This is a genomic window from Solimonas sp. SE-A11 (assembly GCF_030345715.1).
GTDB lineage: Bacteria > Pseudomonadota > Gammaproteobacteria > Nevskiales > Nevskiaceae > Solimonas_A.
Map to the genome: position 1 here is coordinate 30,310 of NZ_JAUASX010000007.1, position 16,586 is coordinate 46,895.

14 protein-coding genes are annotated in these 16,586 nt (G+C 67.3%); 6 read left to right on the plus strand and 8 right to left on the minus strand.

Annotated features, from left to right (window positions below; genetic code table 11):
- Positions 1 to 96: 96 nt before the first annotated feature.
- Both QT386_RS09610 and rpsU read right to left on the minus strand, forming a co-directional pair.
- Entirely contained in the window at positions 97 to 543 is a 447-nt protein-coding gene (locus QT386_RS09610; RefSeq protein ID WP_289273536.1) for a GatB/YqeY domain-containing protein, read from the minus strand.
- A gap of 111 nt (positions 544 to 654) precedes the next feature.
- Positions 655 to 870: a 30S ribosomal protein S21 gene (rpsU, locus tag QT386_RS09615; RefSeq protein WP_117288404.1), complete on the minus strand. Its 216-nt coding sequence runs from the start codon at positions 868 to 870 to the stop codon at positions 655 to 657.
- A 118-nt stretch (positions 871 to 988) separates the two neighbouring features.
- Between rpsU and tsaD the strand changes: the two genes are divergently transcribed.
- The gene (gene tsaD, locus QT386_RS09620; protein ID WP_289273537.1) at positions 989 to 2,014 is read left to right on the plus strand and encodes a tRNA (adenosine(37)-N6)-threonylcarbamoyltransferase complex transferase subunit TsaD; all 1,026 of its coding nucleotides are present in this window, start codon (positions 989 to 991) and stop codon (positions 2,012 to 2,014) included.
- Positions 2,015 to 2,027: 13 nt separating this feature from the next.
- Complete coding sequence (gene folB, locus QT386_RS09625; RefSeq protein ID WP_289273538.1) at positions 2,028 to 2,402, plus strand: dihydroneopterin aldolase; 375 nt, start codon at positions 2,028 to 2,030, stop codon at positions 2,400 to 2,402.
- Positions 2,403 to 2,445: 43 nt separating this feature from the next.
- On the opposite strand, the gene gmhB is transcribed toward folB, so the two are convergent.
- A complete protein-coding gene (gene gmhB / locus QT386_RS09630) occupies positions 2,446 to 3,003 on the minus strand; it encodes a D-glycero-beta-D-manno-heptose 1,7-bisphosphate 7-phosphatase (RefSeq protein ID WP_289273539.1) in 558 nt (185 codons plus the stop codon).
- Positions 3,004 to 3,124: 121 nt separating this feature from the next.
- Complete coding sequence (glyS, locus tag QT386_RS09635) at positions 3,125 to 5,191, minus strand: glycine--tRNA ligase subunit beta (RefSeq protein WP_289273540.1); 2,067 nt, start codon at positions 5,189 to 5,191, stop codon at positions 3,125 to 3,127.
- Between the two features lie 199 nt (positions 5,192 to 5,390).
- On the opposite strand from glyS, the gene katG reads away from it, so the two are divergent.
- The 3 genes from katG (at position 5,391) to QT386_RS09650 (ending at position 9,051) form a co-directional block, all read left to right on the plus strand.
- Positions 5,391 to 7,562 carry a catalase/peroxidase HPI gene (gene katG, locus QT386_RS09640; RefSeq protein WP_289273541.1) on the plus strand — a complete coding sequence of 724 codons (2,172 nt, stop codon included), beginning with the start codon at positions 5,391 to 5,393 and terminating at the stop codon, positions 7,560 to 7,562.
- Positions 7,563 to 7,595: 33 nt separating this feature from the next.
- Positions 7,596 to 8,024 (plus strand): organic hydroperoxide resistance protein, encoded by a 429-nt coding sequence (locus QT386_RS09645; protein ID WP_289273542.1) that lies wholly within the window; start codon positions 7,596 to 7,598, stop codon positions 8,022 to 8,024.
- A 118-nt stretch (positions 8,025 to 8,142) separates the two neighbouring features.
- On the plus strand, positions 8,143 to 9,051 hold the full coding sequence (locus QT386_RS09650) for an aspartyl/asparaginyl beta-hydroxylase domain-containing protein (protein ID WP_289273543.1): 909 nt from the start codon (positions 8,143 to 8,145) through the stop codon (positions 9,049 to 9,051).
- Positions 9,052 to 9,138: 87 nt separating this feature from the next.
- Here the strand turns inward: QT386_RS09650 and QT386_RS09655 are convergent, their stop codons facing one another.
- Together QT386_RS09655 and glyQ are read right to left on the minus strand one after the other, a co-directional pair.
- The gene (locus QT386_RS09655; RefSeq protein WP_289273544.1) at positions 9,139 to 10,218 is read right to left on the minus strand and encodes a hypothetical protein; all 1,080 of its coding nucleotides are present in this window, start codon (positions 10,216 to 10,218) and stop codon (positions 9,139 to 9,141) included.
- Positions 10,219 to 10,362: 144 nt separating this feature from the next.
- Positions 10,363 to 11,256: a glycine--tRNA ligase subunit alpha gene (gene glyQ / locus QT386_RS09660; protein ID WP_289273545.1), complete on the minus strand. Its 894-nt coding sequence runs from the start codon at positions 11,254 to 11,256 to the stop codon at positions 10,363 to 10,365.
- A 334-nt stretch (positions 11,257 to 11,590) separates the two neighbouring features.
- Here glyQ and glnA point away from each other — a divergent pair, with 334 nt between their 5' ends.
- A complete protein-coding gene (gene glnA, locus QT386_RS09665; protein ID WP_289273546.1) occupies positions 11,591 to 13,000 on the plus strand; it encodes a glutamate--ammonia ligase in 1,410 nt (469 codons plus the stop codon).
- Between the two features lie 182 nt (positions 13,001 to 13,182).
- Here glnA and QT386_RS09670 read toward each other — a convergent pair whose 3' ends face one another.
- Both QT386_RS09670 and QT386_RS09675 read right to left on the minus strand, forming a co-directional pair.
- Positions 13,183 to 14,295 carry a hybrid sensor histidine kinase/response regulator gene (locus QT386_RS09670; RefSeq protein WP_289273547.1) on the minus strand — a complete coding sequence of 371 codons (1,113 nt, stop codon included), beginning with the start codon at positions 14,293 to 14,295 and terminating at the stop codon, positions 13,183 to 13,185.
- Positions 14,292 to 16,436 carry an ATP-binding protein gene (locus tag QT386_RS09675; protein WP_289273548.1) on the minus strand — a complete coding sequence of 715 codons (2,145 nt, stop codon included), beginning with the start codon at positions 16,434 to 16,436 and terminating at the stop codon, positions 14,292 to 14,294. Before QT386_RS09675 ends, QT386_RS09670 begins: the two co-directional genes overlap by 4 nt.
- Positions 16,437 to 16,586 lie beyond the last annotated feature (150 nt).

Below are 16,586 nucleotides of genomic sequence, written 5' to 3' on the forward strand. Positions count from 1 at the left end.
CGTGCCGAGAGCCAGTCCCTTGGAAATCAAGGACCTGGAAAAGCAGAACGGCGCCTTATGCAGCGCCGTTCGGTTACAACAGTGCAGATTGCGGGATCAGCCGAGCTTGGCTTTTACCAGCCCCGAGAGCTTGCCCATGTCCGTGCGCCCCTGGACCTTGGGCTTGAGCCAGCCGATCACCTTGCCCATGTCCTTGCCGCCCTGCGCCCCGGTCTCGGCGACGGCCTGGGCCAGCAGGGCATCGAGCTCTTCCGCCGTGAGCTGCTGCGGCAGGTACTCGGTGAGTACGCGGATTTCCTCGGCTTCCTTGTCGGCCAGTTCCGGCCGGTTGCCGGCACGGAACTGGGACTCGGAGTCGCGACGCTGCTTGAGCATCTTCTCGATCGCCGAGAGCACGACGGTGTCGGTCAGCTCAATGCTTTCCACCACTTCACGCTGCTTGAGCTCAGCGGTGAGCATGCGCAGCAGCATCAGGCGCGCCTTGTCACCGGCACGCATCGCCGTCTTGACGTCTTCACCGATGCGAGTCTTCAGGTCGGACATAGCAAGATCAGCCAGGTGGAAACGGAATCGCTGGATTTTGAGCCCCGGGCCACGGGTGGCCCGGCTTTCTCCAGGGACGACGGTGGTCGGCCCCGGCCACCGCAAACGCCTTTAGAACAGGCGGATACGGCGGTTGGACTCGCGCTGGACCTTCTTGGCCTGGCGCTTCACGGCGGCAGCGCGCTTGCGCTTGCGCTCCTGGCTCGGCTTCTCGAAGAACTCGTGCTTGCGCAGGTCGGTCAGCACGCCGGCCTTTTCGCAGGTGCGCTTGAAGCGGCGGATCGCAACTTCAAACGGTTCGTTATCGCGGACGCGGACAGAAGGCATTCAAATCACTCGCTTAGGACAAAAGGGGCACTGCCCCCAAGGGTAAGGGGGCGCAGATTCTATGCGCAGCCGGCGGCAAAGGCAATCCAGGGGGCGGCCCGCTCGCTACAATACCCCGATGAACATCCTCGGGATCGAGACCTCCTGCGACGAAACCGCCGCCGCCGTCTATGGCAGCGGTGGGCTGCGCTCTCACACCCTGCACAGCCAGATTGCCCTGCATGCCGAGTATGGCGGGGTGGTGCCGGAGCTGGCCTCCCGCGACCATGTCAGCCGCATCAATCCGCTGATCCGCGAGGTATTGGCCCAGGCCGGGCTGCAGGCCTCGGAGCTCGACGGAGTGGCCTATACCGCCGGCCCAGGGCTGATCGGCGCGCTGATGGTGGGGGCCTCGGTGGCCGCCGGCATCGCCACCGCCCACGGCCTGCCGCTGATCCCGGTCCATCACATGGAGGCGCACCTGCTGGCGCCGATGCTGGAAGATCCTCGCCCGGAATTCCCCTTCCTGGCGCTGCTGGTGTCGGGCGGCCACACCCTGCTGGTGAACGTGCAGGGCGTCGGCCGCTACGAGATCCTGGGCGAGAGCCTGGACGATGCCGTGGGCGAAGCCTTCGACAAGACCGCCAAGCTGCTGGGCCTGCCCTACCCCGGCGGCCCGCACCTGGCGCGGCTGGCCGAGGGCGGCCAGGCCAGCAAGGCCTGGAAATTCCCGCGGCCGATGACCGACCGCCCCGGGCTGGAATTCAGTTTCAGCGGCCTGAAGACCGCGGTGCTGACCGCCCTGCCCCGGGCGCAGAGCGAGCAGGACCGCGCCGACCTGGCCTGGGCTTTCCAGGAGGCGGTGACCGACACCTTGGCGATCAAGTGTGCCCGCGCCCTGGAGCAGACCGGGCTGACGCAGCTGGTAGTGGCCGGCGGTGTCGGCGCCAACCAGCGCCTGCGCGAGAAGCTGGGCGAGCTGGCACGCCGGGACGGCCTGCGCCTGTACTTCCCGCGCCACGAGTTCTGCACCGACAACGCGGCGATGATCGCCTACGCTGGCTGGGCCCGCCGCAGCGAGGGCCGCGCGCCGGCCGGCAAGCTGTTCACCACCCCGCGCTGGGCCATCAGCGAGCTGCTGCCCCCTACTCCCGTTACCGCATAAAGAGCCAACTTACGTGGACAAGATCTTCCTGCGCGGCCTGCAAGTCGAAACCATCATCGGCATCCACGCCTGGGAGCAGCGCGCGCCCCGCCCGCTGATCCTGGACCTGGAGATGGGCACCGACATCCGCGAGGCCGCCTCCAGCGACCACGTGCGCGACGCGATCGACTACGCCGCAGTCACCACCGCGGTGGTGAAGTTCGTGTCGGAGACCCAGGTGGGCCTGCTGGAAACCCTGGCCGAGCGCCTTTCTCGGCATCTGTTCCAGCAATTCCCCATCCTCAGCCTGCGCCTGGGCATCAACAAGCCCGGCGCGGTGCCGGACGTGAAGGCCATGGGCGTGGAGATCGAGCGGCGGCGCGAGGATTACGCGATATGTGGCGTTTAACCAGGCAAACCCTAGGGCCGGCAGAAGCCAGGGGGCGGTTTGCTCAGTTCACTGCCGGCAGCGCCTGCTGCGCGGCGATGAGCGCAGAGGCAAAAGCAGCGAGGTCATCGTAGACCGCGACCCCTTTTAGTGCGCGCTCTTTTTCAGTGCGCGCCCCATTGCCGGTTCGCACCAAAACAGGGCGAGCCCCAGCGGCGCGGGCCGCTTCGATGTCGCGGAACGAGTCGCCCACCGCGGGCACGTACTCCAGGCTGACGCCCAGGCGCTTGGCCAGGTCCAGCAACATGCCGGGATTGGGCTTGCGCATGGGCCCCGGGCGATCCGGGTGGTCCGGGGCGAAGAAGCTGCCGTCGATACGCCCGCCGAGCTCGGCCAGGGACTTCTGCAGGTGGCCGTTCTGCTCGGCGAAATTCTCGTAGTCCACCTCGCCGCGGCCCAGGCCGGGCTGGTTGCTGGCGAGATACACGCGGAAACCCGCCTGGGTCAGGCGCGCGATGGCCTCCAGGCTCCCGGGTATGGGGCGGAACTCGGCGACCGAGCGGACCGGGTCGGTGAGTTCTTCGTTGATCACGCCGTCACGGTCGAGGATTACGAGCTTCATGGGGATATTCCTGTAGGAGCCAGCTGGCTGGCGACGCGAGGCCTGCTGTCGCCAGCCAGCTGGCTCCTACATTAGCGCGGCCAAAGGCGAAGAGCCGCCTTCTGGCGGGAGCGACGCCGTATCACCCCGGCAGCTGCGACAGGTCCGCCACCGAGCGGCAGGCACGATCCAGCTGCGCCAGCAGCGCGAGTCGGTTGGCGCGCACGGCGGCATCGTCGGCATTGACCATGACGCCGTCGAAGAAGGCGTCCACCGGCTCGCGCAGCGCGGCCAGGTTCACCAGCTGCGCGGTGTAGTCGGCGGTCTTGGCGTTCTGAGCCTCCACCTCGCCGAGCCGGGCGTGCAGGGCGCGCTCGGCGTCGTGCTGGAATTTGGCCGGGTCGACCGTGCCGCCGATGCCGCCGGCCTGTTTGAGGATGTTGCGCACGCGCTTGTTGGCGGCGGCGAGGTTCGGCGCGGCGGGCTGGGCGACGAAGGCATGCACGGCCTGCACGCGACGCTGGAAATCCAGCGGCTGGCTGATGCCCATGGCGCGCACGGACTCGAACATCTCCACCGTGACCGGACGGCCGCCGATGTCCTGGCCGACCAGCCAGGCGCGCAGGCGCTCCATGACGAATTCCACCAGTTCTTCCAGCAACGCGGCATCGCGCTTGCCGGCCGGCTGGCCGTCCAGCGCGCTCTTCAGCACGGCGCGCAGGTCCAGCGGCAGCTCGCCCTCGACGCAGATACGCAGCGCACCAAGAGCGGCGCGGCGCAGGGCGAAGGGGTCCTTGCTCGCCGTGGGCTTCTGTCCGATGGCGAAGATGCCGGCGAGCGTGTCGAGCTTGTCGGCCAGCGCCAGGATCTGGCCCTCGCACGTGGAGGGGATCGAGGTGCCCTGCTGCGCCGGCAGGTAGTGCTCGCGGATGGCCTTGGCCACGCCCGCGCTTTCGCCGGAACGTGCGGCGTAGTAGCCGCCCATCAGGCCCTGCAACTCGGGGAATTCGAAAACCATCTTGGTGACGAGGTCGGCCTTGCACAGCGCGGCCGCGCGCTCGGCAATGGCGACGTCGGCCTTCAGCTCGCCGGCGATACGGCCGGCCAGGGCGCGCACGCGCGCCACCTTGTCGCCGGTGCTGCCCAGCTCCTTCTGGAAGGTGACCGTGGCCAGCTTCTCGCCGTAGGCGGCCAGCGGCTGCTTGAGGTCCTGCTGCCAGAAGAACAGGGCGTCGGTCAGGCGCGGGCGCACCACGCGCTCGTTGCCGGCGATGACCTGCGAGACATCACGCGACTCGATGTTGGAGATGGTGATGAAGGCATTGGTCAGCTGCGTCTGCGCGGCATCGCTGAACACGGTGAAGTAGCGCTGGTTGGTCTCGACCGTGGCGACGATCACCTCGGGCGGCAGCTCCAGGAAGCGCTCCTCGAAGTGGCCGGTGATGGCCACCGGGCGCTCGACCAGGGCGGTCACTTCGTCCAGCAGGTCCTCGGTGATGCGGGCGTGGCCGTCGAGCTTGGCGGCCTCGGCCTCGATCTGGCGGCGGATCTCCGCCTTGCGCTCGGCCACGTCGGCCCAGACGCTGGCGGCGCGCAGCGCCGGGGCGTAGTCGGCCGGCGTCTTCAGCACGATCGGCGCGGGCGCATGGAAGCGGTGGCCGAACGTGGTGGTGCCGGCGGTCAGGCCGAAGCGCTGCAGCTTGATGACGTCTGCCCCGAACAGGCAGACGATCCACTTCACCGGGCGCACGAAGGTCTCCTCGCCGCTGCCCCAACGCATGCGCTTGGGCACCAGCTCGTCCATCTGCTTGAGCGTCTCCTCGAAGATTTCCGGCAGCAGCTCGGCGGTGGCGCGGCCGGGCGCGGTCTTGGAGAAGTGCAGCTTGCCGTCCTTCTGCCCCAGCGCGGAAAACTCCACACCGCAGGACTTGGCGAAGCCCAGCGCGGCCGGGGTCGGCTGGCCGTCCTTGAGCGCGGCCGCCAGCGCCGGGCCGCTGCGCTCGATGGCCTGGTCCGGCTGGGTCTCGGCGACACCGGCGATCAGCACGGCGATGCGGCGCGGGGTGGCGAACAGCTTCAGCTCGCCGGGGGCGATGCCGCGCTTCTCCAGGCCGCCGGCAATGCCGCCACGCAGGGCCTCCGCCAGCGGGAGGACGTAGCGGGCCGGAAGGTCTTCGGTGCCCAGTTCGAGCAGCAGATCACGCGCCATGGGTTCTGTAACGCTTTTTGAGGTAAAAAAGAGCGCGCAATTCTCCGGGATCGGCGGCATTTAAGCCAATCCGGACCGAAAGCTGATTTAACAAAGAGACTATCGACTCAACACAAACAATCAATTTTATTTATCGATCCGCCGGCGTCAGGATGTCGTTCGTTCCAGCCACTTCCGCCCCTTCCCGAGGAGAAAAGCCATGACCGAAGCCAAATGCCCGTTTCACCACACCTCCGGCGCCACGTCGAACCGCGACTGGTGGCCCAACCAGCTCCGCGTGGACCTGCTGCACCAGCACTCCGCCAAATCCAACCCCCTGGGCGAGGACTTCGACTACCCCCAGGCCTTCAAGAGCCTGGACCTGGCGGCGGTGAAGAAGGACCTGCACGCGCTGATGACCGATTCGCAGGACTGGTGGCCGGCGGACTTCGGCCACTACGGCCCGCTGTTCATCCGCATGGCCTGGCACAGCGCGGGCACCTACCGCGTGGGTGACGGCCGCGGCGGCGCTGGCGCCGGCCAGCAGCGGTTCGCGCCGCTGAACAGCTGGCCCGACAACGGCAACCTCGACAAGGCGCGACGCCTGCTGTGGCCGATCAAGCAGAAGTACGGCAACAAGATCTCCTGGGCCGACCTGATGATCCTGACCGGCAACGTGGCCCTGGAATCCATGGGCTTCAAGACCTTCGGCTTCGCCGGCGGCCGCCCGGACGTCTGGGAGCCGGACCAGGACGTGAACTGGGGCGCCGAGAAGAAGTGGCTGGCCGACGACCGCTACACCGGCGACCGCGAGCTGGCGCAGACCCTGGGCGCGGTGCAGATGGGCCTGATCTACGTGAACCCGGAAGGCCCCAACGGCAACCCGGACCCGGTGGCGGCGGCGCGCGACATCCGCGAGACCTTCGCCCGCATGGCGATGGACGACGAGGAAACCGTGGCGCTGATCGCTGGCGGCCACAGCTTCGGCAAGACCCACGGCGCCGGCGATGCCGGTCTGGTGGGCGTGGAGCCGGAGGGTGCGGACATCGAGGAGCTGGGCTTCGGCTGGCGCAGCAAGCACGCCAGCGGCAAGGGCCGTGACGCCATCACCAGCGGCCTGGAGGTGACCTGGACCACCACGCCGACGCAGTGGAGCAACAACTTCTTCGAGAACCTGTTCGGCTACGAGTGGGAACTGAGCAAGAGCCCGGCCGGCGCGCACCAGTGGGTGGCCAAGGGCGGCGCCAAAACGATCCCGGATGCCTACGACGCGGACAAGCGTCACGCGCCGACCATGCTGACCACCGACCTGTCGCTGCGCTTCGACCCGGCCTACGAGAAGATCTCGCGGCGCTTCCTGGCCAACCCGGACCAGTTCGCCGATGCCTTCGCCCGCGCCTGGTTCAAGCTGACGCACCGCGACATGGGCCCGCGCGCCCGCTACCTGGGCCCCGAGGTGCCGGCCGAGGAACTGCTGTGGCAGGACCCGATCCCGACGGTGAACCACCCGCTGGTGGACGACAAGGACGCGGCCGCGCTGAAGGCCAAGGTGCTGGCATCGGGGCTGAGCGTGGCGGAGCTGGTCTCCACCGCCTGGGCCTCGGCCTCGACCTTCCGCGGCTCCGACAAGCGTGGCGGTGCCAACGGCGCGCGCATCCGCCTGGCGCCGCAGAAGGACTGGGAGGTCAACCAGCCCAAGCAGCTGGCCAAGGTGCTGAAGACGCTGGAAGGCATCCAGCGCGACTTCAACAGCGCCGCGGCGGGCGGCAAGAAGATATCGCTGGCCGACCTGATCGTGCTGGCAGGCAATGCCAGCGTGGAGCAGGCGGCCAAGGCCGCCGGTCAGGCCGTGACCGTGCCGTTCTCGCCGGGGCGCATGGATGCCTCGCAGGAGCAGACCGACGTCGCCTCCTTCGCGGTACTGGAGCCGGAGGCGGATGGCTTCCGCAACTACCTGAAGGCGCATCACAAGGTGCCGGCCGAGGTGTTGCTGGTCGACAAGGCGCAGTTGCTCAACCTGAGCGCGCCGGAGCTGGCCGTGCTGGTCGGCGGCCTGCGCGTGCTGGGGGCCAACGCCGGCGGATCGGCACAGGGTGTCTTCACCCAGCGTCCGGGCACGCTGACCAACGACTTCTTCGTGAACCTGCTCAGCATGGACACGGAGTGGAAGCCGGCCGCCGACAGCCCGGGCGCCTACGAGGGCCTGGACCGCAAGAGCGGGCAGAAGAAGTGGACCGGCAGCCGCGCCGACCTGGTTTTCGGCTCGAACTCGGTCTTGCGTGCCGTGTCCGAGGTCTACGGCAGCGCCGACGCGCAAGCGAAGTTCGTGAAAGACTTCGTCGCGGCCTGGACCAAGGTGATGAATCTGGACCGCTACGACCTGCACGGCTGATCCACCCCAGACAACGACAACAGGAGACGAACCATGGCAGTCAATGTGCTCTACACCGCCCACGCGGTGTCCTCCGGCGGCCGCAACGGCCATACCGAGTCCCGCGATGGCGTGGTCAAGGCCGATCTCTCCGTGCCCAAGGCAATGGGCGGCCCCGGCAAGCCGGGCACCACCACGCCGGAGGACCTGTTCGCGGCGGGCTATGCCGCCTGCTTCGGCGGCGCGGTGGACCTGCTGGCCGGCAAGATGGGCCTCAAGCCCAAGTCGGTGGAGATCGAGGTGGCGGTGGGCATTGGCCCGGACGACACCGGCTTTGGGCTCAAGGCGGACATCACCGCCTGGGTCGGCGGCCTGGAACAGGCGGAGGCGGACAAGCTGATCGCCGCCGCCCACCAGTTCTGCCCCTATTCCAAGGCCACGCGCGGCAACATCGAGGTGGGCCTGAAGACCATCGTGGTCTAGATCCGCCGTCCGTCGGAAAATCAGGGGTGCCGGAGACTTCCGGCACCCTTTTCCCGGCGCTGCGGCTACGGCCGGGTAGCGCGATGGACTATCATCGCGCCCGTCTCCGGAGGGTGCCGTGGGTGTACTGATCGCAATATTCCTGACCTACGTCGGCTCGCTGGTCTTCGTCCGGCTGAGGAACCGCGTGCACCTGCCGTTTGGCCGGCAGCTGACCGACTTCTCCACCTTCATGGTGCCGTTCAACATCCCGGCCTACCTGCTGTCACGCGTCTCCACTGCCGCACGCCTGCCGCCGGTGGAAACCTTCCCGCAGCTCAAGCTGCTGCAGGACAACTGGGAAACCATCCGTGACGAGGCACTTGCGCTGTACGGCCAGGGCCATATCGCGATCAAGAATGATCTGCCGGGCAGCAGCTTCTACAAGGACAATCGCTGGAAGAGCTTCTACCTGAAGATCTACGACAACGACATCCCCTCGGCCAAGGCGCTGGCGCCCAAGACGCACGCCCTGATCGAGCAGATCCCCGGCATGAACCTGGCGCTGTTCGCCGTGCTGATGCCGGGCAAGCGGCTGACGCAGCACCATGATCCCTTCGCCTTCAGCCTGCGCTATTCGCTGGGCCTGTCCACGCCGAATTCCGAGCAGTGCGGCCTGATGGTCAACGGCGAGCACTACATCTGGCGCGACGGCGACAGCGTGCTGTTCGACGAGACCTACATCCACTCGGCCTACAACGACACCGAGATTCCTCGCGTGATCCTGATGACCGACGTCGATCGGCCCATGCGTCTGGCGCCCGTGCAATGGCTGTACTTCCGTTTCGCGCGCTTCTTCAACAGCCTGTTCTACATCGACAACGTCGACAGCAACATCTCCGGCGTCGGCAACCGACTCAGCAGCACCGTGGTCAACTACAAGGCCACCATGAAGAAGCTGAAGCAGAAGAGCCCGCGCGGCTACCGCGTGGGCAAATGGGCATTGCACCTGGGCCTTGTAGGCCTGGTCGTGGCCTGGGCGCTGTAATGCCTCCGCCATCGCCGGCCTGCGTGGCCGGATTCAACAGAAAGCCGCCGGATCGCTCCGGCGGCTTTTTTGCTGCCCGCGGGCGGCTCAGCGGACGCGGACGCGCCTCACGCGGTTGAAGTCCACGCCGTCGTCGCCGCCGGTGCCGTCGGCGATCCACAGGGTATTGCCGTCGTCCGACAGGGCGAAGCCTTCCAACCCATAGAACTGTGCCGTCAGGCCTTCCCCGGGCGCGAAGCCGCGCGTGCCTGTACCGGCGATGGTCTCCACGTTGCCGCCGGCGATGCGGCGCACCAGGTAGTTGGTGGTGTCCGCGACGTAGACCGTCGCGCCGGCGGCGGCGACGTCCTGCGGGCCATTGAGGGTGGCGGTGGCCAGCGCGCCGTCGGCGCGGCCGGCGGTGCCGGTGCCGGCGAAGGTGGTGACCTCGCCCGCCAGGGTCACCCGGCGGATGCGGTGGTTGTTCTGGTCGGCCACCAGGATGCTGCCGTCAGCGGCCAGCGCCATGCCATAGGGCCGGTTGAAACGGGCGCCAGCGCCGGTGGCTTCGGCAAAGCCCGGGGTGTCGGTGGCACCGGCCAGCGCCGCGATGGCGCCGGTGCCAGGCGTCAGCAGTCGCAGGTCGTGGCGGACGATGTCGCTCATCACGATGCGGCCGTCGGGCAGTGCCAGCAGGCCGCGCGGGCGGCCGACGTTGCGCACCACCACCGTGGCGGCACCGGTGGCGGTGTTCACGCGCCAGACCGTGCCGGTGGTGGCGTCGCGCACGCCGGTGTCGTTGGTGTCGGTCTGAACGTACAGGCTGCCGTCCGACGCCAGCGTGAGGCCGAAGGGCCGCTCGAAGCCGGCTTGCGCCACCAACGTACGCACGCTGCCGTCCGGCGCTATCGCGCGGACGGCGTTGTTGCCGAAGTCGGCGACGTAGACCGTGCCGTCTGGCCCGACCTCGGTATTGACCGGGTTGTTGAAGCGCGCCGAAGCCGCTGGGCCGTTGACCAGCCCGGCGGGACCGCTGCCGAGGATCGCCGGGCGTGCGGCGCCATTGCCCTGCGGGCCGCCGTCATCGATGTCCTGGCAGGCCCCCAGGCCGCCGACCGAGGCGAGCAGCAGCGCGGCGCGCAACAGAGAAGTGATGGTCTGCGGTACCGCGGTGGACGTGCTGCGCATGTGAAGCCCCCTGTGGTTGGAACGCGGGGTTCCCAGGCCCCGCCGGAGCATCATAGATCGAGCCCCGGGGCACCAACGCAAACTGCGTCACGCGGCGGCCAAAGAAAAGCCGCCCGGAGGCGGCTTCGTCGCGTCCAGCCCGGCTCAGGCCGCTTTCAGCGGCGCAAAGCCGGCGATACGGGCGCGCGAGTTGTAGTAGGCCTCGGCGCAGGCACGGGCCAGGGTGCGCACGCGCAGGATGTAGGCCTGGCGCTCGGTGACGCTGATCGCGCCGCGGGCGTCGAGCATGTTGAAGCTGTGCGAGGCCTGCACGGTGCGCTCGTAGGCCGGCAGCGGCAGCGGCGGATCCAGCGCCAGCAGGCGCTGGCACTCGGCCTCGGCCTTGTTGAAGCGCTCGAACAGCGTGGCGGTGTCGGCATGCTCGAAGTTGTAGGTGGACTGCTCCACCTCGTTCTGGTGATAAACGTCGCCGTAGGTCACCACGCGGCCACCGGTGTCGCTCCAGACCAGGTCGTAGACGCTTTCCTTCTTCTGGATGTACATGGCCAGGCGCTCGAGACCGTAGGTGATCTCGCCCGCCACCGGACGGCACTCGATGCCGCCGACCTGCTGGAAGTAGGTGAACTGGGTGACTTCCATGCCGTTGAGCCAGACCTCCCAGCCCAGGCCCCAGGCGCCCAGCGTCGGCGACTCCCAGTTGTCCTCGACGAAGCGGATGTCGTGGGTCAGCGGGTCGAAGCCGAGCATGCGCAGCGAATCCAGGTACAGCTCCTGGATGTTGGCCGGCGACGGCTTCATCAGGACCTGGAACTGGTAGTAGTGCTGCAGGCGGTTGGGGTTCTCGCCGTAGCGGCCGTCGGTGGGGCGACGGCTGGGCTGCACATAGGCGGTGTTCCAGGTCTCGGGGCCGAGGGCGCGCAGGAAGGTGGCCCAGTGGAAGGTGCCGGCACCCATTTCCATGTCCATGGGCTGCACGATCACGCAGCCGTGGCCGGCCCAGAACTGCTGGAGCTTGAGGATCAGGTCCTGAAAGGTCATGACGGAGACTCGAAATTTTGAAGTTCGCCCGCACGGGCGCGAAGGGGCGGGAGTATACGGTCGCCCCGTCATTCATTGCAGGGCAGCAGCGATTTCCGGGAGGTTTGTGATTATATATTGTATAAAATATGGTAGTTTTTAGTTATTAAACAACCGCTTCGCCACCGCGCCTTTTCCGGGCAGCCGGGGGCGCCGGAAGTGGTTTTCCGCTACCATGCTGCGCCCGCCGTCCCCGCCCGCCCGCCCAATTGGCATGCTACGTGCATCTTTTTGGCGCACGCTGGGGCAGCCCAGCCCATTCACTTTTTCACTCACACCGTAACGGGAGTAGCCCATGTCGGCTAAAGAAGTTTTGAAGCTCATCCAGGAAAAGAGCGTGAAGTTCGTAGACTTCCGCTTCTGCGACACGCGTGGCAAGGAACAGCACGTCACCGTGCCGGCCTCCACCGTCGATGAAGACCTGTTCGTCGACGGCAAGATGTTCGACGGTTCGTCGATCGCAGGCTGGAAGGGCATCAACGAGTCCGACATGATCCTGCTGCCGGACGCCAGCACCGCCTTCATCGACCCCTTCTTCGAAGACACCACGCTGGTCCTGACCTGCGACGTGCTCGAGCCGTCCACCCGTGAAGGCTACTCGCGCGATCCGCGCTCGCTGGCCAAGCGCGCCGAAGCCTACGTGAAGTCCACCGGCCTCGCCGACCAGGCCTTCTTCGGCCCGGAAAACGAATTCTTCATCTTCGACAGCATCCGCTATGACTCCGGCCTGAAGGGCTGCTTCGTCGAGATCGACGCCGAGAACGCGGCCTGGAACTCGGGCAAGGCCTACGAAGGCGGCAACATGGGCCACCGTCCGGGCGTCAAGGGCGGCTACTTCCCGGTTCCGCCTGTCGACAGCCTGCAGGACATCCGCTCCGCCATGTGCGAGACGCTGGAAGCCGTCGGCATGGGCGTCGAAGTGCATCACCACGAAGTCGCCACCGCCGGCCAGTGCGAGATCGGCGTGAAGTTCGGCACCCTGACCAAGAAGGCCGACGAAGTCCTGAAGCTGAAGTACGTGGTCCAGAACGTGGCCCACAGCTACGGCAAGACCGCCACCTTCATGCCGAAGCCGATCGTCGGCGACAACGGCTCGGGCATGCACGTGCACCAGTCCCTGTCGCTGGGAGGCAAGAACCTGTTCTCCGGTGACAAGTACGGCGGCCTCTCCGAGACCGCGCTTTACTACATCGGCGGCATCCTGAAGCATGCCCAGGCCCTGAACGCCTTCACCAACCCGGGCACCAACAGCTACAAGCGCCTGGTGCCGGGCTTCGAAGCGCCGGTCATGCTGGCCTACTCGGCTCGCAACCGCTCGGCCTCGATCCGCATTCCGTACGTGGCGAACCCGAAGGGCCGCCGCATCGAAGTGCGCTTCCCGGACAGCAGCGCCAACCCGTACTTCGCCTTCGCCGCGATGATGATGGCCGGCCTCGACGGCATCCAGAACAAGATCCACCCGGGTGAAGCCCAGGACAAGGATCTGTACCACCTGCCGCCGGAAGAGGACAAGCTGATCCCGCGCGTCTGCCACAGCCTCGACATGGCGCTGGACGCCCTGGACAAGGACCGCGACTTCCTCAAGAAGGGCGGCGTGTTCACGGACGACCTGATCGATGCCTACATCGAGCTGAAGATGCAGGAAGTGACCCGCTTCCGCATGACGACGCACCCGATCGAGTTCGAGATGTACTACTCGCTCTAAGCGCGTCTGCTGTTGCTTGTTTCAAGAAACGCCCCGCTTTCGCGGGGCGTTTTCTTTTGGGCGTCATCAAGCAAGCCGCGTGTGTCGCTGGGGGTGCCGGCGACTACGTCGACATCACCGCGTGCCTCGATACGCCGCTACGCGGCGCTCGGCATGAACGGGCAAACGGCTCCCGGGCGCTATCAGTTCCCGCGCTGCTGCGGCAACTCGAAGCCGAACACGCTGCCGCCACCCGGTCGCAGCTCATACCACAGGTGCCCGCCCATGCGGGTAATGTCGTGCTTGGCAATGGCCAGGCCCAGGCCGGAGGAATACTCCGGCACGGCGCGCGCGGTGACGATGCGGGCGAAACGCTGGAACAGCTTCTTCTGGTCCGCCTCCGAAATGCCGGGGCCGCGGTCCAGCACCAGGCAGCGGGCGTTGCCGCTGCGCGTCACCGACAGCGACACCAGGATCTCCTCGCCCTCGGGCGAGTGGCGGATGGCGTTGGAGACCAGGTTCTGCAATACGTTGCGCGCCGCCATGTGATCACCCAGCGCGGAAACTTCCGGCTCGGAAGACTCGAGACGCAGACGCAGCCCGCGTACCTCTGCTTCGGCCTGCTGCAGACGCAGGGCCTGCGTAGCCATGGCGCAGAGATCGATGGGCTCGCTGTGGAACTGGCGCAGGGCCTCGCCCTCGGCGCGTTGCGTCAGGAAGCGTTGCACGAACTTAAGCGCCTCGTCGCTGCATTCGTCGATCTCCTGCATCAGCTCGGCGCGACGCGACGGATCATCGGTGCGCGACAGCAGCTGGTTGGCGAAGCGGATGCAGGTCAGCGGATTCTTCAGGTCGTGCGCGACGACGTTGACGATCTCGTCGCGCTCGCGCAGCACCATCTGCAGGTGGTCGCGCGCGCGCTTGAGCTCGACGTGCGTGCGCACGCGCACCAGCAGTTCGCGCGCGACGAAGGGCTTGGCGAGATAGTCGACGGCGCCCAGCTCGAAGCCGCGCGCCAGCTCCTCCACGCCGGTGGCGGCGGTGACGAAGATCACCGGCAGGTCGGCCAGGCCCGGCAGGGCATGCAGGCGACGGATCGCCTCGCTGCCGTCCATGCCGGGCATCATCATGTCCAGCAGCACCAGGTCCGGCTTGCGCAGGGCGGCACGCTCCAGCGCCTGCGCGCCGCTGGTGGCGGGCACCACGTTGTAGCCGGCGCCATCGAGCAGCTGCCCCAACAGCTGCACGTTGGCCGGATTGTCGTCCACCACCATCACCAGTGGTGCCGTAAGGTCCTTGTCTGCGGACTCGTTCATTTTCCTTCCTTCCCCTTGGCCAGCAGCGCTCCACCACGCTGCGGAAATTCTTCCAGCAAGGCCTCGACGCGCAAGGCGTCGAAGGCAAAAGCCGCGTCGTTGAGTTCCCGCGCGTAGTCGCGCAGCTCGGGCCGCCCGCAAGCCAGGGCCACCTCATCCAACGCCTGTGCAAAATTCTTGACGTCGCGCATCGCCGGCGCGGCGCAGACGGCAGGCCAGTCGCGCACCAGCAGGCGCTCGAGCCGCTGGCGCACGCCCTCCGGCAGCGGCGCCATGGCTTCTTCGGCCTGGTCTCGCTGGCCCTGTGCCATGACGCGACGGATCTCGGCGACCAGGCCGTCGCGCGTGAAGGGCTTGGCGACATAGCCGTCGAACTGCTTGCGCAGCTCGGCCTGTTCGCCGCGCAGGCTGGTGGCGGTCACGGCGATCACGCGCGGTGGCGCCAGCAGCGGTTCGGCGCGCAGCCGGCGCAAGGTCTCGAAGCCATCCATGCCCGGCATCAGCAGGTCCAGCAGCAGTAACTGCGGTGCGGACTCGCGCACCATGCTGAGTGCCGTGGGGCCGTCCGGGGCGAACAGCATCTCGTGCGGCGAGTCCTTGAACATGGCCGCGATCAGTTCGCGGTTGAGCTCGACGTCGTCCACCACCAGGATACGCAGGCGTTCCTGCCCGGCCTCGTCGCTGATCGGCTCTTCCGGCGGCGGCGCACCGGCGGCGGCGATGCGCGGCAGCAGGATGCGGAAGGTGGAGCCCCTGCCGGGTGCGCTCTCCACCTCCAGGCTGCCACCCATGCGTTGCACCAGCTGGCGCGTGATCGCCAGGCCCAGGCCGCTGCCCTCGCGCGGCGCTCCGCCAGACTCGGCCTGCACGTAGGGCTCGAAGATGCGTTGCAGCTCGGCCTGCGCGATGCCGACACCGGTGTCCTGCACTTCGAACACGCAGGACAGCAGTTGCGATTCCTCCGGATTGGGGCGTGCGGAAATGCGCAGGGTGACGCTGCCGCGGTCGGTGTACTTCACCGCGTTGCCGACCAGGTTGAACAGCATCTGGCGCAGGCGTGCCACGTCCAGCAGCACCGACTCCGGCACCGCGGCATCGACGCTGGCGGAGAGCTGCAGGCGCTTGTCGGCGGCCTGCTGCGAGAACACGGCTACGACACCGTCGGCGACTTCGCGCAGGCTGGTGGGCAGGGCGCGAATCTCGATCTTGCCGGCTTCCACCTTCGACAGGTCGAGGATATCGTCGATCAGGGCCAGCAGGGAGCGGCCGCTGACGGTGATGGCCTCGACGTAGCGGCGGCTGACGGAGTCACCGGTGCGATCAAGCAGCAGCTGGCTGAACCCCAGGATGGCATTCATCGGCGTGCGGATCTCGTGGCTCATGGTGGCCAGGAAGCTGCTCTTGCGCAGGCTCTCGCGCTGCGACTCGATCATGCGCGCGCGCATCTGCTGCTCTTCATGCAGCGTGACGTAGTAGCGACGCAGCAGGAACAGGGCACCGAGCGCACCGACGGCTCCGAGCAGGATCGTCAGGTAGATAGCGATGTTGCGCCGGGTGATGACATCGTTGAGCAGGTCCTGCTCGCGGGTGGCAACTTCCACCAGGCGCATCTGCAAGTTCACTACGGCCGTGCGCGTGGCGTCCATCGCCGGAATCTCCGGCAGGCTGCGCGAGCGCTGCAGCGCCTCGTCGCTGCCCTGGCTGTCGGCCAGGCCCTGCAGGCCCGAGAAGGCCTGTCGCTCCTCCAGCGCGAGACGGCTGAGCCGCTGCATCTCGGCGCGGAAGTCGCTGCGGTCGCGCAGCATCCCGTCGAGCCGGGCGAGCTGGTGCGGGAGCTGTGTCTCGGCCTCGCGGTAGCGCTGCAAGGCCTTGGTGTCCTGGCGCAACAGCCAGTCGCGCTGCCCACCTTCGAGTTCGACCACCAGCCCCATCAGCACGGAGGTCTCCTTGAAGGCCTCCTGCAGGCGCTGCACGCGGTCGAGCTTCTCGCTGAAGCGGCTCTTGGAGTAATAGGCCAGGCGCGTACCGCTCACCACCAGGGCCAGCACCAGCAGCCACAGGAAGCCGAGTCCCAGCCAGACCAGCAGCATGCGCTGCCGGCGTGGCGACTCGACTTTCTCCGTTGCGCTGTATGCGTCCATGCCTTCCTGTGCCGCCGGACGACGCCGCAGCCTGCGTTTTGCATGGCCGGGATGGGTGGCCTCTGCGATGTGCAGTCAAGACAGTCCGGCGAGAGTTACCAACGCCCTTTTCAAATCAATCGCTTGTGGATTTTTACGGCTGGCACGAAA